At 69.2% G+C, this 13,530-nt stretch carries 15 protein-coding genes and 2 pseudogenes; 9 read left to right on the top strand and 8 right to left on the bottom strand.

Translation table 11 applies throughout. The features are described from left to right. Nucleotides 1–4 precede the first annotated feature (4 nt). Nucleotides 5–280, bottom strand: coding sequence for a hypothetical protein (locus G6N50_RS17015; protein ID WP_120312372.1), 276 nt, complete (start codon nucleotides 278–280; stop codon nucleotides 5–7). 72 nt (nucleotides 281–352) lie between these two features. Between G6N50_RS17015 and G6N50_RS29730 the strand changes: the two are divergent. After that, nucleotides 353–565: pseudogene (locus G6N50_RS29730) on the top strand (Rv1535 domain-containing protein); the annotation flags it as partial. 68 nt (nucleotides 566–633) lie between these two features. Here G6N50_RS29730 and G6N50_RS17005 read toward each other — a convergent pair. The 4 genes from G6N50_RS17005 to G6N50_RS16990 all read right to left on the bottom strand — a co-directional run bounded on the left by G6N50_RS17005 (nucleotide 634) and on the right by G6N50_RS16990 (nucleotide 3,618). Then, nucleotides 634–1,080 (bottom strand): hypothetical protein, encoded by a 447-nt coding sequence (locus tag G6N50_RS17005; RefSeq protein ID WP_083095073.1) that lies wholly within the window; start codon nucleotides 1,078–1,080, stop codon nucleotides 634–636. Between the two features lie 131 nt (nucleotides 1,081–1,211). Next, nucleotides 1,212–2,018 carry an exodeoxyribonuclease III gene (locus tag G6N50_RS17000; RefSeq protein WP_083095074.1) on the bottom strand — a complete coding sequence of 269 codons (807 nt, stop codon included), beginning with the start codon at nucleotides 2,016–2,018 and terminating at the stop codon, nucleotides 1,212–1,214. Nucleotides 2,019–2,101: 83 nt separating this feature from the next. Continuing rightward, nucleotides 2,102–3,025, bottom strand: a complete 924-nt coding sequence (locus G6N50_RS16995) for an N-acetylglutamate synthase, CG3035 family (protein ID WP_083094969.1) — start codon at nucleotides 3,023–3,025, stop codon at nucleotides 2,102–2,104. Then, the gene (locus tag G6N50_RS16990) at nucleotides 3,025–3,618 is read right to left on the bottom strand and encodes a peptide deformylase (RefSeq protein ID WP_083094970.1); all 594 of its coding nucleotides are present in this window, start codon (nucleotides 3,616–3,618) and stop codon (nucleotides 3,025–3,027) included. The genes G6N50_RS16995 and G6N50_RS16990 overlap by 1 nt, the downstream gene beginning before the upstream one ends. 203 nt (nucleotides 3,619–3,821) lie before the next feature. On the opposite strand from G6N50_RS16990, the gene G6N50_RS16985 reads away from it, so the two are divergent. The 7 genes from G6N50_RS16985 to G6N50_RS16955 all read left to right on the top strand — a co-directional run bounded on the left by G6N50_RS16985 (nucleotide 3,822) and on the right by G6N50_RS16955 (nucleotide 9,009). Further along, the gene (locus G6N50_RS16985; RefSeq protein ID WP_046185798.1) at nucleotides 3,822–4,130 is read left to right on the top strand and encodes a DUF3263 domain-containing protein; all 309 of its coding nucleotides are present in this window, start codon (nucleotides 3,822–3,824) and stop codon (nucleotides 4,128–4,130) included. Nucleotides 4,131–4,149: 19 nt separating this feature from the next. After that, nucleotides 4,150–4,626 carry a LytR C-terminal domain-containing protein gene (locus G6N50_RS16980; RefSeq protein ID WP_083094971.1) on the top strand — a complete coding sequence of 159 codons (477 nt, stop codon included), beginning with the start codon at nucleotides 4,150–4,152 and terminating at the stop codon, nucleotides 4,624–4,626. A gap of 74 nt (nucleotides 4,627–4,700) precedes the next feature. Then, a complete protein-coding gene (gene sodC, locus G6N50_RS16975; protein WP_083094972.1) occupies nucleotides 4,701–5,381 on the top strand; it encodes a superoxide dismutase[Cu-Zn] in 681 nt (226 codons plus the stop codon). Beyond that, nucleotides 5,362–6,501, top strand: coding sequence for a glutamate--cysteine ligase (locus tag G6N50_RS16970; RefSeq protein ID WP_372509968.1), 1,140 nt, complete (start codon nucleotides 5,362–5,364; stop codon nucleotides 6,499–6,501). Before sodC ends, G6N50_RS16970 begins: the two co-directional genes overlap by 20 nt. Next, on the top strand, nucleotides 6,501–7,139 hold the full coding sequence (locus G6N50_RS16965) for an LON peptidase substrate-binding domain-containing protein (protein WP_083094974.1): 639 nt from the start codon (nucleotides 6,501–6,503) through the stop codon (nucleotides 7,137–7,139). Before G6N50_RS16970 ends, G6N50_RS16965 begins: the two co-directional genes overlap by 1 nt. Nucleotides 7,140–7,162: 23 nt before the next feature. Then, nucleotides 7,163–8,185 carry a TIGR03617 family F420-dependent LLM class oxidoreductase gene (locus G6N50_RS16960; RefSeq protein ID WP_083094975.1) on the top strand — a complete coding sequence of 341 codons (1,023 nt, stop codon included), beginning with the start codon at nucleotides 7,163–7,165 and terminating at the stop codon, nucleotides 8,183–8,185. Then, a complete protein-coding gene (locus G6N50_RS16955) occupies nucleotides 8,182–9,009 on the top strand; it encodes an enoyl-CoA hydratase-related protein (RefSeq protein ID WP_083094976.1) in 828 nt (275 codons plus the stop codon). The genes G6N50_RS16960 and G6N50_RS16955 overlap by 4 nt, the downstream gene beginning before the upstream one ends. Before the next feature lie 12 nt (nucleotides 9,010–9,021). Here the strand turns inward: G6N50_RS16955 and G6N50_RS16950 are convergent. Then, nucleotides 9,022–9,943: pseudogene (locus G6N50_RS16950) on the bottom strand (SDR family NAD(P)-dependent oxidoreductase). A gap of 5 nt (nucleotides 9,944–9,948) precedes the next feature. Further along, nucleotides 9,949–10,776, bottom strand: coding sequence for a DUF2867 domain-containing protein (locus G6N50_RS16945; protein ID WP_083094977.1), 828 nt, complete (start codon nucleotides 10,774–10,776; stop codon nucleotides 9,949–9,951). Nucleotides 10,777–10,797: 21 nt separating this feature from the next. Between G6N50_RS16945 and G6N50_RS16940 the strand changes: the two genes are divergently transcribed. After that, complete coding sequence (locus tag G6N50_RS16940) at nucleotides 10,798–11,394, top strand: TetR/AcrR family transcriptional regulator (RefSeq protein WP_083094978.1); 597 nt, start codon at nucleotides 10,798–10,800, stop codon at nucleotides 11,392–11,394. On the opposite strand, the gene G6N50_RS16935 is transcribed toward G6N50_RS16940, so the two are convergent. After that, entirely contained in the window at nucleotides 11,368–13,503 is a 2,136-nt protein-coding gene (locus G6N50_RS16935; RefSeq protein ID WP_142275547.1) for an AAA family ATPase, read from the bottom strand. The genes G6N50_RS16940 and G6N50_RS16935 overlap by 27 nt on opposite strands. Nucleotides 13,504–13,530: the final 27 nt, after the last annotated feature.

Genomic DNA, 13,530 nt, shown 5'->3' with positions numbered 1-13,530 from the left:
CCGGCTAGGCCTCCTCCATCGCCTCGCCGAGCTCCTCCAGGATCTTGTTGTGGTGGCTGCTGGCCAGTAGGTGACCGGCGGCGATGACCACGGCCACCGGCCAGTCGATGAGTTCGAGGGCCGCCAGGGCTGCGAGTCCGCCGAAGTACGCCAACTGCTCTGGCCGGGGGATTTCCACCTGTCCGATCGCCGGCAGATTCACCACAAAGGTCTCGCCCTCGCGGATCTTTTGCACCGCCTCGCGCTGGGGAGTGCCGCGCCGCGACTTCTTTTCCGCCATCATTTGCCTTTCGGTAACGAAGGGTTTCCCGTCTCGCTGGGTCGAGCGTTCACCGTCGGTCTTATGTCGACGATGACCGACGCCGGGGGCGATCCGCTAGTTTCATCGTTCGCTTTGGTGCTGAAAGTGCCGCTACTCGAACTCTATGCGTTGTTGTGGCGCGTCGGGGTCGTCGAGATTCGGCACAGCGATGGGGCGTCTCGTCGCGGTGCGAAGGCGCCGTCCCGGACGGTTCGGGGTCCGATCTGCCCGGATCCGTCCGCTCACGAGACGGATCGCGTTGCGCGATGGACATCGCGGCAGGTAGCCCCGGCATGTGGGACCAAACGACCGGCTGATCAGCGGCGGCTCGCCTAGTTGGTGCTGCGCAACCCCGTGGTGCCCGCCCGGCGTCCGGCTGTTTTCTTGGCCGTCGACTTGCTGGCGGCTTTCGCGGCCGCCGGTTTCTCCGGCGCCGGCTCCACCGGCACCGCTTTCAGATTCGCCTTGACCGCACGCGACTCGCCGTTTTGTCTGTGGCTCAATCTCTGAATCAGCAGGGCGCTGCCCCCGACCGCCAGCAGCACCGGCCACTCGACCAATCCGGCGACGCCGAGCGCGCCGAAGGCCAGGGCGGCCGCGGGCGCCGAGTGGCTCCCGCTGCTCATGCCGCGCTTGACGCCCTCCGCCGCTCCGGTCACGCCGCCGATGACTCCGTTGACCGCCGCGCCACCCACGGCACCGGCGGCCGCGGTCGTCGCGGTCGCCGCGCGGTTCACCGCCTGACTCACGCCCCGGACTGCTCCGCCGATGACACTCATGATGACTCCCTGCTTGTGCTGCTGAATATCCAAAGCCTGCCACCTTGCCATCGCGCTGACAACGAGAAGCCTGATCAAATTTGCCTGAGGTTAACGCGATGTCGGGCCCGGCCCGGCGGCCATGATCGCGGTCAGTCGCGCCTCACGTCGATGAGCACTGGTGCGTGATCGCTGGCCGCCTTGCCTTTACGTTCTTCGCGGACGATCTGCGCGTCGGTCACGCGGCCGGCCAAAGCCGGTGAGCCCAGGATGAAATCGATGCGCATGCCTTGCCGTTTCGGGAACCGCAGCTGGGTGTAGTCCCAGTACGTGTAGACCCCGGGGCCCGGCGCGAAAGGACGCACCACATCGGTGAATTGCGCCTCGACGATGGCGGCGAACGCGCGGCGCTCCGGCTCGGAGACGTGGGTGGCGCCGGCAAAGAACTCCATGCTCCAGACGTCGTCGTCTTGCGGAGCGATATTCCAGTCGCCGGCCAGCGCGATCGCGGCCGTGGGATCGTCGCGTAACCATCCTGCCGCCGAATCACGCAGTGCGGCAAGCCATTCAAGCTTATAGGTATAGTGCGGATCGCCCAGGGCGCGGCCGTTGGGCACGTAGAGGCTCCACATCCGGACGCCGCCGCACGTGGCGGCCAGGGCGCGAGCCTCCGCGGTGGCGGCGACTTCCGGCTTGCTGCTCCAGGTGGGCTGGCCGTCGAATCCGACCTGTACATCGTCGAGACCGACGCGTGAGGCGATCGCCACGCCGTTCCACTGGTTGAAGCCGACGTGGGCGACCTCGTAGCCGAGTTCAAAGAACGGCAGGGTGGGGAACTGGCCGTCGGCGCATTTGGTCTCCTGCATCGCCAGCACGTCGACGTCGGCGCGGGCGAGCCAGTCGACCACGCGGGGCAGTCGGGAGCGAATCGAGTTGACGTTCCAGGTGGCCAGCCGCAGTGGCGCTCGCGAGGGCGGCGCTGCCGGGCGCAGCGGATCGCCGCCATCAACTCCGCGTTGCGAGTCGTTCCCGTCGGGCATGGCTAGACGCTATCCCAGCCGCCCGGGGGCACCGGGACGTAGCGGCGGCGGTGGTGCAGCCGGAATCCCAGCGCCCCGGCAAGCGTCGTCGCGCCGGTGTCCGGCACCGCCATGTAGCCGCGCGTCGCGCCGCAATCGGCGCCCCACGCCAGCAACGCCTCACACAGCTGCGCTGCCGATCGCTCGTCGGCATGCTCGGTGGAGCGCACCGCCGCGATGCCCAGCCACCGCGCGCCATCGGGTGCGTCGGTCACCGCGGCACGCGCGACCGCGGCCTCGCGGTGCGTGCCGAATGCGAGCTCGCCGTCGATGACGGCGGTCAGCACCTCGACGGGAAACTCACCGCCGGATATTTGCAGCCACGCCTCGTCGGGGCGCGGTGACAAGGTGATGGACGGATTGGCCTCGCGGGCGGCCAAGCCGGAAAGGTCGCGCACGACAACCTTTTCCGTGCGCTCGCCGGTCACCCCCGGCGGCAGCGCCAGCAGCCGATCGGGCACGGCCAGTCGCGGCGGCAGGTCGCGGCGCTCATACCAGTCGACGATCGCCGGTATAACACTGGGTTGAGCCGAAAAATCCAGTGGTACAGCGGAATTCGCGGCCAGCCCGCCGGCGTTGCCGGTCGGGGTGCCGGCCCGCAGCAGCCAGCCGTCCAGCCAAACATGCTGCGCGCCCGGCCAGGCCGCGGCCGCGGCATGCTCGAGCGCGCGGATCTGCGAGGTACGGACGGGGGTGTCGGTCAGCACCCGCAGCGCGACCGCTTCGGAGGGCGCGAATTCGACGACCGCGCCGGTCTTCGTCCGCACCCGCACCATCGGGTCGACCGCCAGCAGGTGCCCCACCGCATCGGTCAGCGGCGGCACGGAACCGGCCGGGCGCCGGTAGCGAACCGTCACCCGCGTTCCCGGGTCGGGCCACGAGAACATCAGTTACCGAACGGGTCCGGCCCCTCGCCGGGCATCCAGGAGAGGCCGGGGACACCCCAGTTGTGGGATTTGACGGCGCGTTTCGCGCTGCGCGCGTGCCGGCCGATGAGGCGGTCCAGATAGAGAAAGCCATCCAGGTGCCCGGTCTCGTGCTGCAGCATCCGCGCGAACAGGTCGTTGCCTTCGATGGCGACCGGCTTGCCGTCGGCGTCGAGTCCGGTGACGCGTGCCCACTTGGCGCGGCCGGTGGGGAACGACTCGCCGGGCACCGACAGGCAGCCCTCATCGTCGTGGTCCGGGTCGGGCATGGTCTCGGGAATCTCGGAGGTCTCCAGCACCGGGTTGACGACGACACCGCGCCGCCGCTCGGTGCGACTCCGGTCGTCGGCGCAGTCGTAGACGAAGACCCGCAGGCCGACCCCGATCTGGTTGGCGGCCAGCCCCACCCCGTGCGCGGCGTCCATGGTGTCGTACATGTCTGCGATCAGCTCGGCCAGATCCGCCGGCAGCGAACCGTCGGCAGCGACCGGCACCGGCTGTGTCGGGGTATGCAGGACGGGATCTCCCACGATGCGGATCGGAACGACTGCCATGGTCGGCTAAGCTACCGCACGCCCGCGGGCTGCTCGGCCGGCGATCTTCAGTCCGGGCAATCTAGGTCAATCCGCCGACTCGCGGGTCTGGATGACGGCTTGAGGGTTTGCAGCGTGTTTCAATATTCGCCGAAACACGCCCTTAGCTAAGTCAAGTCATTCGAGCAGTTCGGAATTCGCCGGAAGGGTCCAGGGGAAGCGATATGGACAGCGCCATGGCGCGGGCAAATCGATCGGGGGACGACTCTGAGATCGCAGATGGGCTAACCCGCCGCGAGCACGACATCCTGGCCTTCGAACGCCAGTGGTGGAAGTTCGCCGGTGTGAAGGAAGAGGCCATCAAAGAGTTGTTCTCGATGTCGGCGACGCGTTACTACCAGGTGCTCAACGCGCTTGTCGACCGGCCCGAGGCGCTGGCCGCCGACCCGATGCTGGTGAAACGGCTGCGCCGGCTGCGCGCCAGCAGGCAAAAGGCACGCGCGGCGCGGCGCCTCGGCTTCGAGGTGACCTGACTCGTTACAGTAGGGCTCGATGAAAGAACGAGTTCCCGACTCCACCGGGCTGCCCCTGCGGGCCATGGTGATGGTGCTGTTGTTCCTCGGCGTCATTTTCCTGCTGCTCGGTTGGCAGGCGCTGGGGTCATCCGGGAGCTCTGACGACGATTCGGCGTCGCCGGCGTCTAGTGCGAGCACCACCACCTCGGCCTCCACGTCGCCCACCAGCAAGCCGCCCAGCACCCAGGCCGAGGTGCAGATCTACAACATCTCCTCGAAAGAGGGTGTCGCCGCGCGTACCAAGGACCAGCTGACGTCCGCCGGATTCAAAGTCACCAAGGTCGACAACATGACGGTGCCCGACGTTTCGGCCACCACGGTCTACTACACCGATGCCGGCGACGAGCACGCCACCGCCGACGCGGTGGGCAAGAACCTGGGCGCACCCGTCGAACCACGGATCCCCGCGCTCAGCGGCGAGCCGCCGGGCGTCATCGTCCTCGTCGCGGGTTAGTCGCGCCGGGGTGATCGCCCGACTCCTCAGCGAGCCGTTCCGGCTCGCATTGTCGCCGGGCTAGGCTGCTGGCTATGCCTAAGCTGCCCCCATTGGTTCTGGCCGGTTGCGTCGTGCTGCTGGGCGCCTGTTCGTCACCCGAGCACGTGTCGTCGGTTCCGGGTACCACCCCCGCGGTCTGGACCGGATCGCCGTCGCCCTCGGGCGCCAAAGCCCCGGAGCCCGGGCCCGCGGCGGCACCGAGCATCACCACGCACCTGAAGGCTCCGGACGGCACCCAGGTCGCCACCGCGACGTTCGAATTCAACAACGGCTATGCCACCGTCACCATCGAGACGACCGCCAACGGTGTGCTCGCGCCCGGCTTCCACGATGTGCACATCCATAAGGTCGGCAAGTGCGAGCCCAACTCGGCAGCCCCCAGCGGCGGCGCGCCGGGGGACTTCCTGTCCGCCGGCGACCACTTCCAGGCGCCCGGGCACACCGGTGAGCCCTCCAGCGGAGCCCTGCCCTCCCTGCAGGTGCGCCAGGACGGCTCCGGAACGTTGATGACCACTACGGACGCGTTCGCCATGGAGGATCTGCTCACCGGGCAAAAGACCGCGATCATCATTCACGCCGGGGCGGCCAGCTCCGCCACCCCCGCATCAGGGGGCAACACTCAGACCAGTGGCACGCCGGGCGCCAACGACATGACGATGAGTACCGGTGACGCCGGCAAGCGGGTGGCGTGCGGTGTCATCGGTGCCGGCTAAAAAGGCCATCACACACATCGATTTCGCCCGTTCGCCACGGCCGACCCTCGGGGTGGAATGGGAGTTCGCACTCGTCGACGCGCACACCCGCGACCTGAGCAACGAGGCCACCGCGGTGATCGCCGAGATCGGCGAAAACCCGCGCGTACACAAGGAATTGCTGCGGAACACCGTCGAGGTCGTCACCGGCATCTGCCAATCCGCCGGCGAGGCCATGGAGGATCTGCGGCAGACCCTCGGGCCGGCGCGCCGCATCGTCCGGGATCGCGGCATGGAGCTGTTCTGCGCCGGTGCACACCCGTTCGCGCAGTGGACTTCTCAGAAGCTCACCGACGCCCCGCGCTACGCCGAACTGATCAAGCGCACTCAATGGTGGGGACGGCAGATGCTGATCTGGGGTGTGCACGTGCACGTCGGCATCTCCTCGCCGAACAAGGTGATGCCGATCATGACGTCGCTGCTCAACTACTACCCGCACCTGCTGGCCCTGTCGGCGTCGTCACCGTGGTGGACCGGCGTGGACACCGGGTACGCCAGTAACCGGGCGATGATGTTCCAGCAGCTGCCCACCGCCGGGCTGCCGTTCCAATTCCAGACGTGGGCGGAGTTCGAACGCTTCGTCTACGACCAGAAGAAGACCGGCATCATCGACCACGTCGACGAAGTCCGTTGGGACATCAGGCCTTCGCCGCACCTGGGCACGCTGGAAATGCGAGTCTGTGACGGCGTTTCCAACCTGCGTGAGCTGGGCGCGCTGGTCGCGTTGACGCATTGCCTGGTGGTCGATCTGGACCGCAGGCTGGAAGCCGACGAGTCGCTGCCCAGCATGCCGCCCTGGCATAACCAGGAGAACAAGTGGCGCGCGGCCCGCTACGGCCTGGATGCGGTGATCATCCTGGACGCCGACAGCAACGAGCGGTTGGTCACCGAGGACCTCGACGACGTGCTGAACCGGCTGGAGCCGGTGGCCAAAAAATTGAACTGCGCCGACGAGCTGGCCGCGGTGGCCGACATCCCCCGCCAGGGCGCTTCGTATCAGCGGCAGCGCCGAGTGGCCGAAGAACACGACGGCGATCTGCGGGCGGTCGTCGACGCGCTGGTGGGCGAGTTGGACATCTGATGACGGAACCCCTTGAGCTGGCGATGTTTCCGCTGGAGTCGGTGCTGCTGCCCGACCAGGATCTGCCGCTGCGGATCTTCGAGCCACGCTACGGCGCGCTGGTGCGGCACTGCCTGGACACCGGGGACCCGTTCGGGGTGGTACTGATCTCGCGCGGACGTGAGGTCGGCGGCGGTGATGCGCGTTGCGACGTCGGCGTCTTGTCCCGGATCGTCGAATGCGCCGACCAAGGTGCCGGGCGTTACGTGCTGAATTGCCGTACCGGGGAACGAATTCGGGTGTCCGAGTGGCTGCCCGACGACCCCTATCCCCGGGCGCGGGTCACCCCGTGGCCCGACGAGCCCGGCGATGAGGTTTCGGACGCCCAGTTGCTCGAGGTCGAAGACCGGGCCATGGCGCTGTTCGAGCGCATCGCGCAGGCGCGCGACATTCAGCTCCCGGGCCGCGAGGTGATCCTGGGCCACCCGGCGACCGACCCGGCGGGAAAGCGCCTGTTCGCCTTGGCGTCTCGCATCCCGATCGGCACCGCCGACCGCTATTCGGTGCTGTCGGCGCCGACGCCCGGCACCCGCCTTGTGGCGCTGCGCGAAGCCGTGGACGCGGTCGCAGAAGTCGTAGAGTTTCAGCTTTCCGAATGACCGGGCGTGTTAAGGACGGGCGCATGAAGGTTCAGCTTCAGGTCAGCGGCTCACCGGCGGAGGCGGCGGCGAGTGCCGCCGACATCGCCGCGACGGGTGCGGACGGGCTGTTCACCTTCGAGGGCCAGCACGATGTCTTCTTCCCGCTGCTCATCGCCGCCGGAGCGACCGGCCTGGACTTGATGACCAACGTCGCGATCGCCCCGCCGCGCAGCCCGCTGCACTTGGCGCACTCCGCCTACGACCTGCAGCTCTACAGCGGCGGCCGGTTCCGGCTCGGCCTTGGCTCGCAGATCAAGGTGCACATCGAAAAGCGTTACGGCAGTAGCTGGGACAGGCCGGCGGCCCGGATGGCCGAAGCCATCGCCGCGATCAAGGCGATCTTCGCCGCGTGGGAAGGCCAGGCCCGGTTGGACTTTCGCGGCGAGTTCTATACGCACACCATTATGGCGCCCAATTTCAACCCCGGCCCCAACCCGTTCGGGCCGCCGCCGGTGCTGCTGGGTGCGCTGGGCCCGGTGATGACGCGCACCGCCGCCGAGGCTGCCGACGGCCTGTTGGTGATGCCGTTCAACAGCGCCCGCCACTTCGCCGAACGCACCGTGCCCGCCATCGGCGAGGGGCTGCGCCGCTCGGGGCGGGCGTTGGGTGAGTTTCAGATCATCGCCCAGGCCATGGTCGCAGTCGGCCGCGACGAGGCCGACCTGACGACCGCGGTCAACGGGGTGGCTTCCCTCATCGCGTTTTACGGCTCGACGCCAGCGTATTTGCCCGTCTTGCAGGTCGAGGGCTGGGCCGACGTCCAGCCCGAGCTCAATGCGCTGTCCAAGCAGGGCCGCTTCGCCGAGATGCGCCGGCTGATCACCGACGAGATGGTGGCCCGGATCGGGATCGTCGGCACGCCCGAGCAGTGCGCAGAGCAGATCGCCGCGCGGTTCGGTGAGCACGCCGGCGAGGTGTGCTGTTACTTCCCGGGCTATACCCCCCGTCCCGCGGACGTCGCCGACATGATCGGCGCCCTGCACCGGGTGCCGGCGCTGCGATGAGCACCGACCTGACGGTCGACATCGATTCGGGCGTGGCGGTGCTCACGCTCAATCGGCCCGACCACCTCAATGCCTACACCGCCGAGATGGGCACACTGCTCAGCCGCGCATACCGGGACTGCGACGAGGACGACGACGTCCGGGCCATCGTCCTGACCGGCGCCGGCCGCACCTTTTGCGCCGGGGCCGACTTCTCGGGCGGCGCAAGCCCATTCGACGCACCCCCGGACCCCGGCCCAAAAGGCACATTCTCGGCCTCGCCGATCACCCCCGCGGCGTTCGAGTTGCGCAAACCCGTGATCGCCGCGGTCAACGGCCACGCCATCGGCATCGGGCTGACCATCGCGCTGCAGGCCGACATCCGCATCGTCGCCGAGGACGCGAAATACGGTGTGGTGCAGGTCCGCCGCGGCGTGCTACCCGACTGCATGGCGCACTGGACGCTGACCCAGCTGACCAACCTGGGGGTGGCCGCCGACATCCTGCTCACCGGGCGCACGTTCGGCGGGACGGAGGCCGCCGCGCTCGGCATCGCCAACCGGGCCATGCCCGCCGGGCGGGTGCTCGACCACGCGCTGACCGTCGCCCGCGACATCGCGGTCAACGTGGCGCCGATGTCGGCGGCGCTGTGTAAACGCCTGTTGTGGGACAGCGCGATCAATCGCTACACACCGCGACAGGTCGCCGTGCTGGAAACCCTTCTGCACGAACGGGTGATGGGCGGCGCCGATGCGGCCGAGGGCGTCGCCGCGTTTCTCGATCGCCGGCCGCCGCGCTTCACCTCGCGGTTGTCCCGCGAATGGATGCCGCTTCCCGAGCCGTAAGGCGGCGTGCGATCAGGTTGTGGCACAAAGCCTCTCGGAGAGCTCCCACAGTTCGGCCGCGCGCCCCGGGTCGCGAGCGTGGGGTGCGGCTTCACTGATTCGGCAGTCTTCCAGGTAGAGACCGCCCCAGTCGGCCAGCTCTGGGCCGACCGCGGCCCACACCTGCGTCGCCGCGCCGTGTTCGGGCATCACGAAGTCAAGGAAGCCGTCGGAGGGTTCGGGACTGTTCTGCGCGGCGAGCTTACGCAACTGCGAGAAATCCGTGCGCGACATGTACCGGGCGAGCGAGGTGGCCACGGTGCCGGGATGCACCGCGTAGGCGCGGATTCCGAATTCGCGCAGGCGCCGGTCGGCCTCCATCGCGTGCAGGACGTTCGCCGTCTTGGAGGCTCCGTAGGCGGCGAACTTGTCGTATTCGCGTCGTTCCCAATTAGGGTCGTCGAAGTCGACGTCGCCCATGACGTGGCCCCCGGAAGACAGGGCGACGATCCGGGCTCTGCCGGTGGCGGTGAGCTGGGGGAACGAGCAGCCGGGCGAATTCGAAGTGCCCGAAATAGTTTGTCCCGATTTGCAGTTCGAAGCCATCCCGGGTGCGGGCGAACGGCGTGAACATGACGCCGGCGTTGTTCATCAGCACGTCGACGACCGGGGTGATGCCGCCGATTGCGGCGGCCGCCGCGCGAACACCGGACAACGCGGTGAGGTCGAGCTGCACCGTGGAAGTGCGGGCTCCGGGTACCTCGGCCGCAATCCACCGGGCCGTCTCCGCGAGCGCCTCGCGGTTGCGGGCGGCCGCGATGACGTGGGCGCCAGCGGCGGCCAGCGCCCGGGCCGACTCGCGGCCCAGACCCGACGACGCGCCGGTGATCACGAATGTCTTGGCGGACAAATCGATTCCCTCGACGACCTGCAGCGCGGTCGGATGTTCAATCATGTGGACTAACTTATCTCCGCCAGGGCACCACCCTTGTGAGCGCTGCGCTGCATCAGCCGCGGCGCCACGGCCCGGTGTAGAGGGCCGATCAGCGCCCAGACCGCCCGGGCGGCGATCCGGTGGCGGTAGTGCAGCCGGGTGGTGAGCACGGCGCGCCGGCCGTCTTGGCGGCGCAGCGTCAGCTCGCCGCGCATCAGCGGTCCGCGCGTCGAGAGCACCAGCTCGTCCGGATCCGACCGAACGATCGGCCAACCGATCAGGTGATCGGGGGAGCGGGGCGGGCCCAGGCGCAACCTCAGCACGTTGCGGTGGATCCACAACACCAGGCGTCCGCCGGCACCCGGCATGTCGCCGAGGCCATCGCGAAACGCTTGCTCGGCGGTGCGCACGTCGCCGGCGGAGATGGGGACTTCGAAGACGTCCACGTAGTCGGCCGCGGTCTCACCGGTTTGCGTGCGGTCGTCGAGCACCGCCGCGGCGACGCGTTTCAGGGTTCGCCGCACGACGACACGGTGCCCGCCGGTGCCGATCACCAGCGCCCGATAGGCCTTGCCGTGCAGGCCGGGGAAGTCCGCCCAGGTGGCCGCGCGCAGCCGGGTGCGGGCGGAGTCGAGGGCGTCCAACTCGAACACCCAGCGGTAGACCGCGAACGGGTGTCGGCCCTTGAGCGCGAACCGCTCCGGTGGCCGGGCCTCGTCCAGGACGAAGCCGAAGGGCACGGGCGACGGGTCGTGCGGGTCGCGGCACATCACCCGCAGCAGCGCCGACCACGTGTCGTCGCGCGTGGCGTCGATGGTTATGGCATGCTCATCGATATAGGGTAATCGTTCCATATAGAAGGAATGTACTAGATCGTGGCACCTCCGCGGAAGCACGGAACCGATGTGATCCTCGACGCAGCCCGAGGGCTGGTGCTCGACGGCGGACCGCGCGCGGCCAGCGTGGCCGCGATCGCGAAAGCCAGCGGCGCACCGGCGGGCACGCTGTACCACCGGTTCGGCAACCGGGACGGGATTCTGACGGCGGCGTGGCTGCGCGCGCTCGAACGCTTCCAGCAGCGCGCGCTGGCCGCCGACGGCGGCACCCCTCTTGACACCGCCGTCGCGATGGCCGTCGCCGCCGTCGGCTTCGCGCGCGCCCTCCCCGAAGACGCCCGGCTCTTGTTGACGATCCGCCCGAACGACCTACTCGACGACGAGCCCGACGCGGCATTCCAGCAGACGCTCGCCGCGATGAACGCCCCACTGACGCAGCGCATAGCGGTGTTGGCCCGGCAGCTATACGGCAACAGCAAGCCGCGATCCGTCGACGCCGTCGCGCGGGCGGTCGCCGACCTTCCCTACGCCGTGGTGCGGCGCCACGCGCGGGACGACCCGATGCCGACCTGGCTGGAAAAGGACGTCGCGGCGTCGGCCCTGGCCGTGCTACAGAGCTTTGGCGAACGCCCGTAGCGACTCGATCTCTACGGGATCCAAAGAGGGCCGGACGTTTTCGCGCGCCGCCGCGAGGTCGGCGGCCGTCACGTCGGTGGCGTCGATCGACCGGCGCATCGCCGTCAGCGCGGCCTCGCGCAGCAGCGCCACGCAATCGGCGGCGCTGTACCCGTCGAGTCCGGCGGCCACGTCGTCGAGGTTGACGTCGGCGCTCAGTGGGATGGATTTGCCTGCGGTGCGCAGAATTTCGCGGCGGGCCGCGGCGTCGGGAGGTTCGACGAAGACCCGGCGCTCCAGCCGGCCCGGGCGCAGGAGTGCGGGGTCGATGAGATCCGGCCGGTTGGTGGCACCCAGCACGACCACGTCGCGCAACGGATCGACACCGTCGAGCTCGGTCAACAGCGCGGCGACCACCCGATCGGTCACGCCCGAATCGAAGCTCTGTCCGCGTCGCGGCGCCAGCGCGTCCACCTCGTCGAGGAAGATCAGTGCGGGCGCCGAATCCCGGGCGCGCCGAAACAGTTCGCGCACGGCCTTTTCCGAACTGCCCACCCATTTGTCCATCAGCTCGGAGCCCTTCACGGCGTGTACGGACAGCTGCCCGGTGCTGGCCAGCGCACGCACGATGAAGGTCTTGCCACAGCCCGGCGGCCCATACAGCAGCACCCCGCGCGGCGGCTGCACACCCAGCCGGGCGAAGGTGTCCGGGTGTTGCAGCGGCCACAGCACGGTCTCGGTCAGCGCCTGTCTGGCTTCGGCCATGTCACCGACGTCGTCGAGCGTGATGTCGCCGACGCTGACTTCCTCACTGGCCGAGCGGGACAGCGGCCGGATGACGGTCAGCGCGCCGGCCAGGTCCTCCTGCTTCAGCGCGGGCGACCGGCCGTCGGTGCTGGCCCGCGAGGCCGCCCGCAGTGCCGCTTCGCGAACCAGCGCGGCAAGGTCAGCGACGACGAAACCCGGTGTACGAGACGCGATCTCATCGAGATCGAGATCGCGAAAGGGAACGTTTCGCAGGAGCGACTCCAACAGTGCCTTGCGGGTGCCGGCATCGGGCAGCGGCAGGCCCAGCTCGCGGTCGCACAAATCGGGGGCCCGCAGCCGGGCGTCGAGCTGGTCGGGCCGCGCGGAGGTGGCGATCAGGGCGACGCCCTCGGTGGCCACCGCGGTCCGCAGCTCGCCCAGGATCAGCGAGGCCACCGGCTCGGCGATGGCCGGCAGCAGGGCATCGACGTCGGTGATCAGCAGGACGCCCCCACCGTCGCGGACCGCCTGCACCGCCGAGGCGACGGCCTTGAGCCGGTCTTCGGCGCCCAGCGCGCCGACCTCCGGGCCGTCCAGGGTGACCAGCCTCCGGTCGCCGCACACCGCGCGCACCAGGGTCACCTTGCCCACGCCGGCCGGGCCCGAAACCAGCACGCCGAGGTTGGCGCCGGCGCCCAATGTCTTGAGCAGGTGCGGTTCGTCGAGCGCGAGCTTGAGCCATTCGACGAGCTTGGCGGCCTGCGGCTGGGTGCCCTTGAGTTCCTCGACGACCATCTCCGGCCTGGCGACTTCGACGGATATCCGCGACGAGGCGCCGGACGGGACACCGGTGCCCCACGTGACCAGCGAGTTGGGCTGCACGCTGACCGGCCCCTCGGGGTCGACGCCGGTGACCGTCAGCAACTCCGAGGTCCAGCTGATGCCCACCGCGGTCGCCAGCGCGCGGGTGGCCTCCGACGTCGAGGTGCCCGGACCCAGGTCGCGGGGCAGCAACGACACGGCGTCGCCGACGGTAAGCACCTTGCCCAACAACGCTTGTCGCAGCGTGACCGGCATGACCGACTGGGTGGCCAGCGCCGAGCCGGACAGCGTCACCGACCGCGCGCCGTAGACGGTGACCGCGCCGACGATCACCGCCGTGCCCTCCCGCAGCCCCGCGTTGGACAGTGTGACGTCGTCGAGCAGCACGGTGCTGACGGGCGTGTCCGGGCCGGCGAGGCCGGCGACAGCCGCCGTGGTGCGCGACCCGATCAGGGATACCGCGTCCCACTCCCGAATCCCCAGTGCGGCAACGGCGTTCGGATGCAACCGGATGACCCCGCGGCGGGAGTCGACGGCGGAGGCGTTCAGCCGCGCGGTCAGCGTGAGCTGACGGGCCGGGCCGGAGCC

It is taken from the genome of Mycobacterium mantenii (genome assembly GCF_010731775.1).
GTDB lineage: Bacteria > Actinomycetota > Actinomycetes > Mycobacteriales > Mycobacteriaceae > Mycobacterium > Mycobacterium mantenii.
The sequence above is the reverse complement of the archived record's forward strand: the minus strand, read 5'-3'. Positions and strand labels throughout refer to the sequence as shown.

What these genes read in the sequence shown, in the direction of transcription:
- G6N50_RS16960 (WP_083094975.1), top strand. Translation starts at nt 7,163, where the DNA reads ATGAAGGTTCAGCTTCAGGTCAGCGGCTCACCGGCGGAGGCGGCGGCG.
- G6N50_RS16945 (WP_083094977.1), bottom strand. Translation starts at nt 10,776, where the DNA reads ATGGAACGATTACCCTATATCGATGAGCATGCCATAACCATCGACGCC.
- G6N50_RS16990 (WP_083094970.1), bottom strand. Translation starts at nt 3,618, where the DNA reads ATGGCAGTCGTTCCGATCCGCATCGTGGGAGATCCCGTCCTGCATACC.
- G6N50_RS17015 (WP_120312372.1), bottom strand. Translation starts at nt 280, where the DNA reads ATGGCGGAAAAGAAGTCGCGGCGCGGCACTCCCCAGCGCGAGGCGGTG.
- sodC (WP_083094972.1), top strand. Translation starts at nt 4,701, where the DNA reads ATGCCTAAGCTGCCCCCATTGGTTCTGGCCGGTTGCGTCGTGCTGCTG.
- G6N50_RS17005 (WP_083095073.1), bottom strand. Translation starts at nt 1,080, where the DNA reads ATGAGTGTCATCGGCGGAGCAGTCCGGGGCGTGAGTCAGGCGGTGAAC.
- G6N50_RS16985 (WP_046185798.1), top strand. Translation starts at nt 3,822, where the DNA reads ATGGACAGCGCCATGGCGCGGGCAAATCGATCGGGGGACGACTCTGAG.
- G6N50_RS16995 (WP_083094969.1), bottom strand. Translation starts at nt 3,025, where the DNA reads ATGTTCTCGTGGCCCGACCCGGGAACGCGGGTGACGGTTCGCTACCGG.
- G6N50_RS16980 (WP_083094971.1), top strand. Translation starts at nt 4,150, where the DNA reads ATGAAAGAACGAGTTCCCGACTCCACCGGGCTGCCCCTGCGGGCCATG.
- G6N50_RS16965 (WP_083094974.1), top strand. Translation starts at nt 6,501, where the DNA reads ATGACGGAACCCCTTGAGCTGGCGATGTTTCCGCTGGAGTCGGTGCTG.
- G6N50_RS16955 (WP_083094976.1), top strand. Translation starts at nt 8,182, where the DNA reads ATGAGCACCGACCTGACGGTCGACATCGATTCGGGCGTGGCGGTGCTC.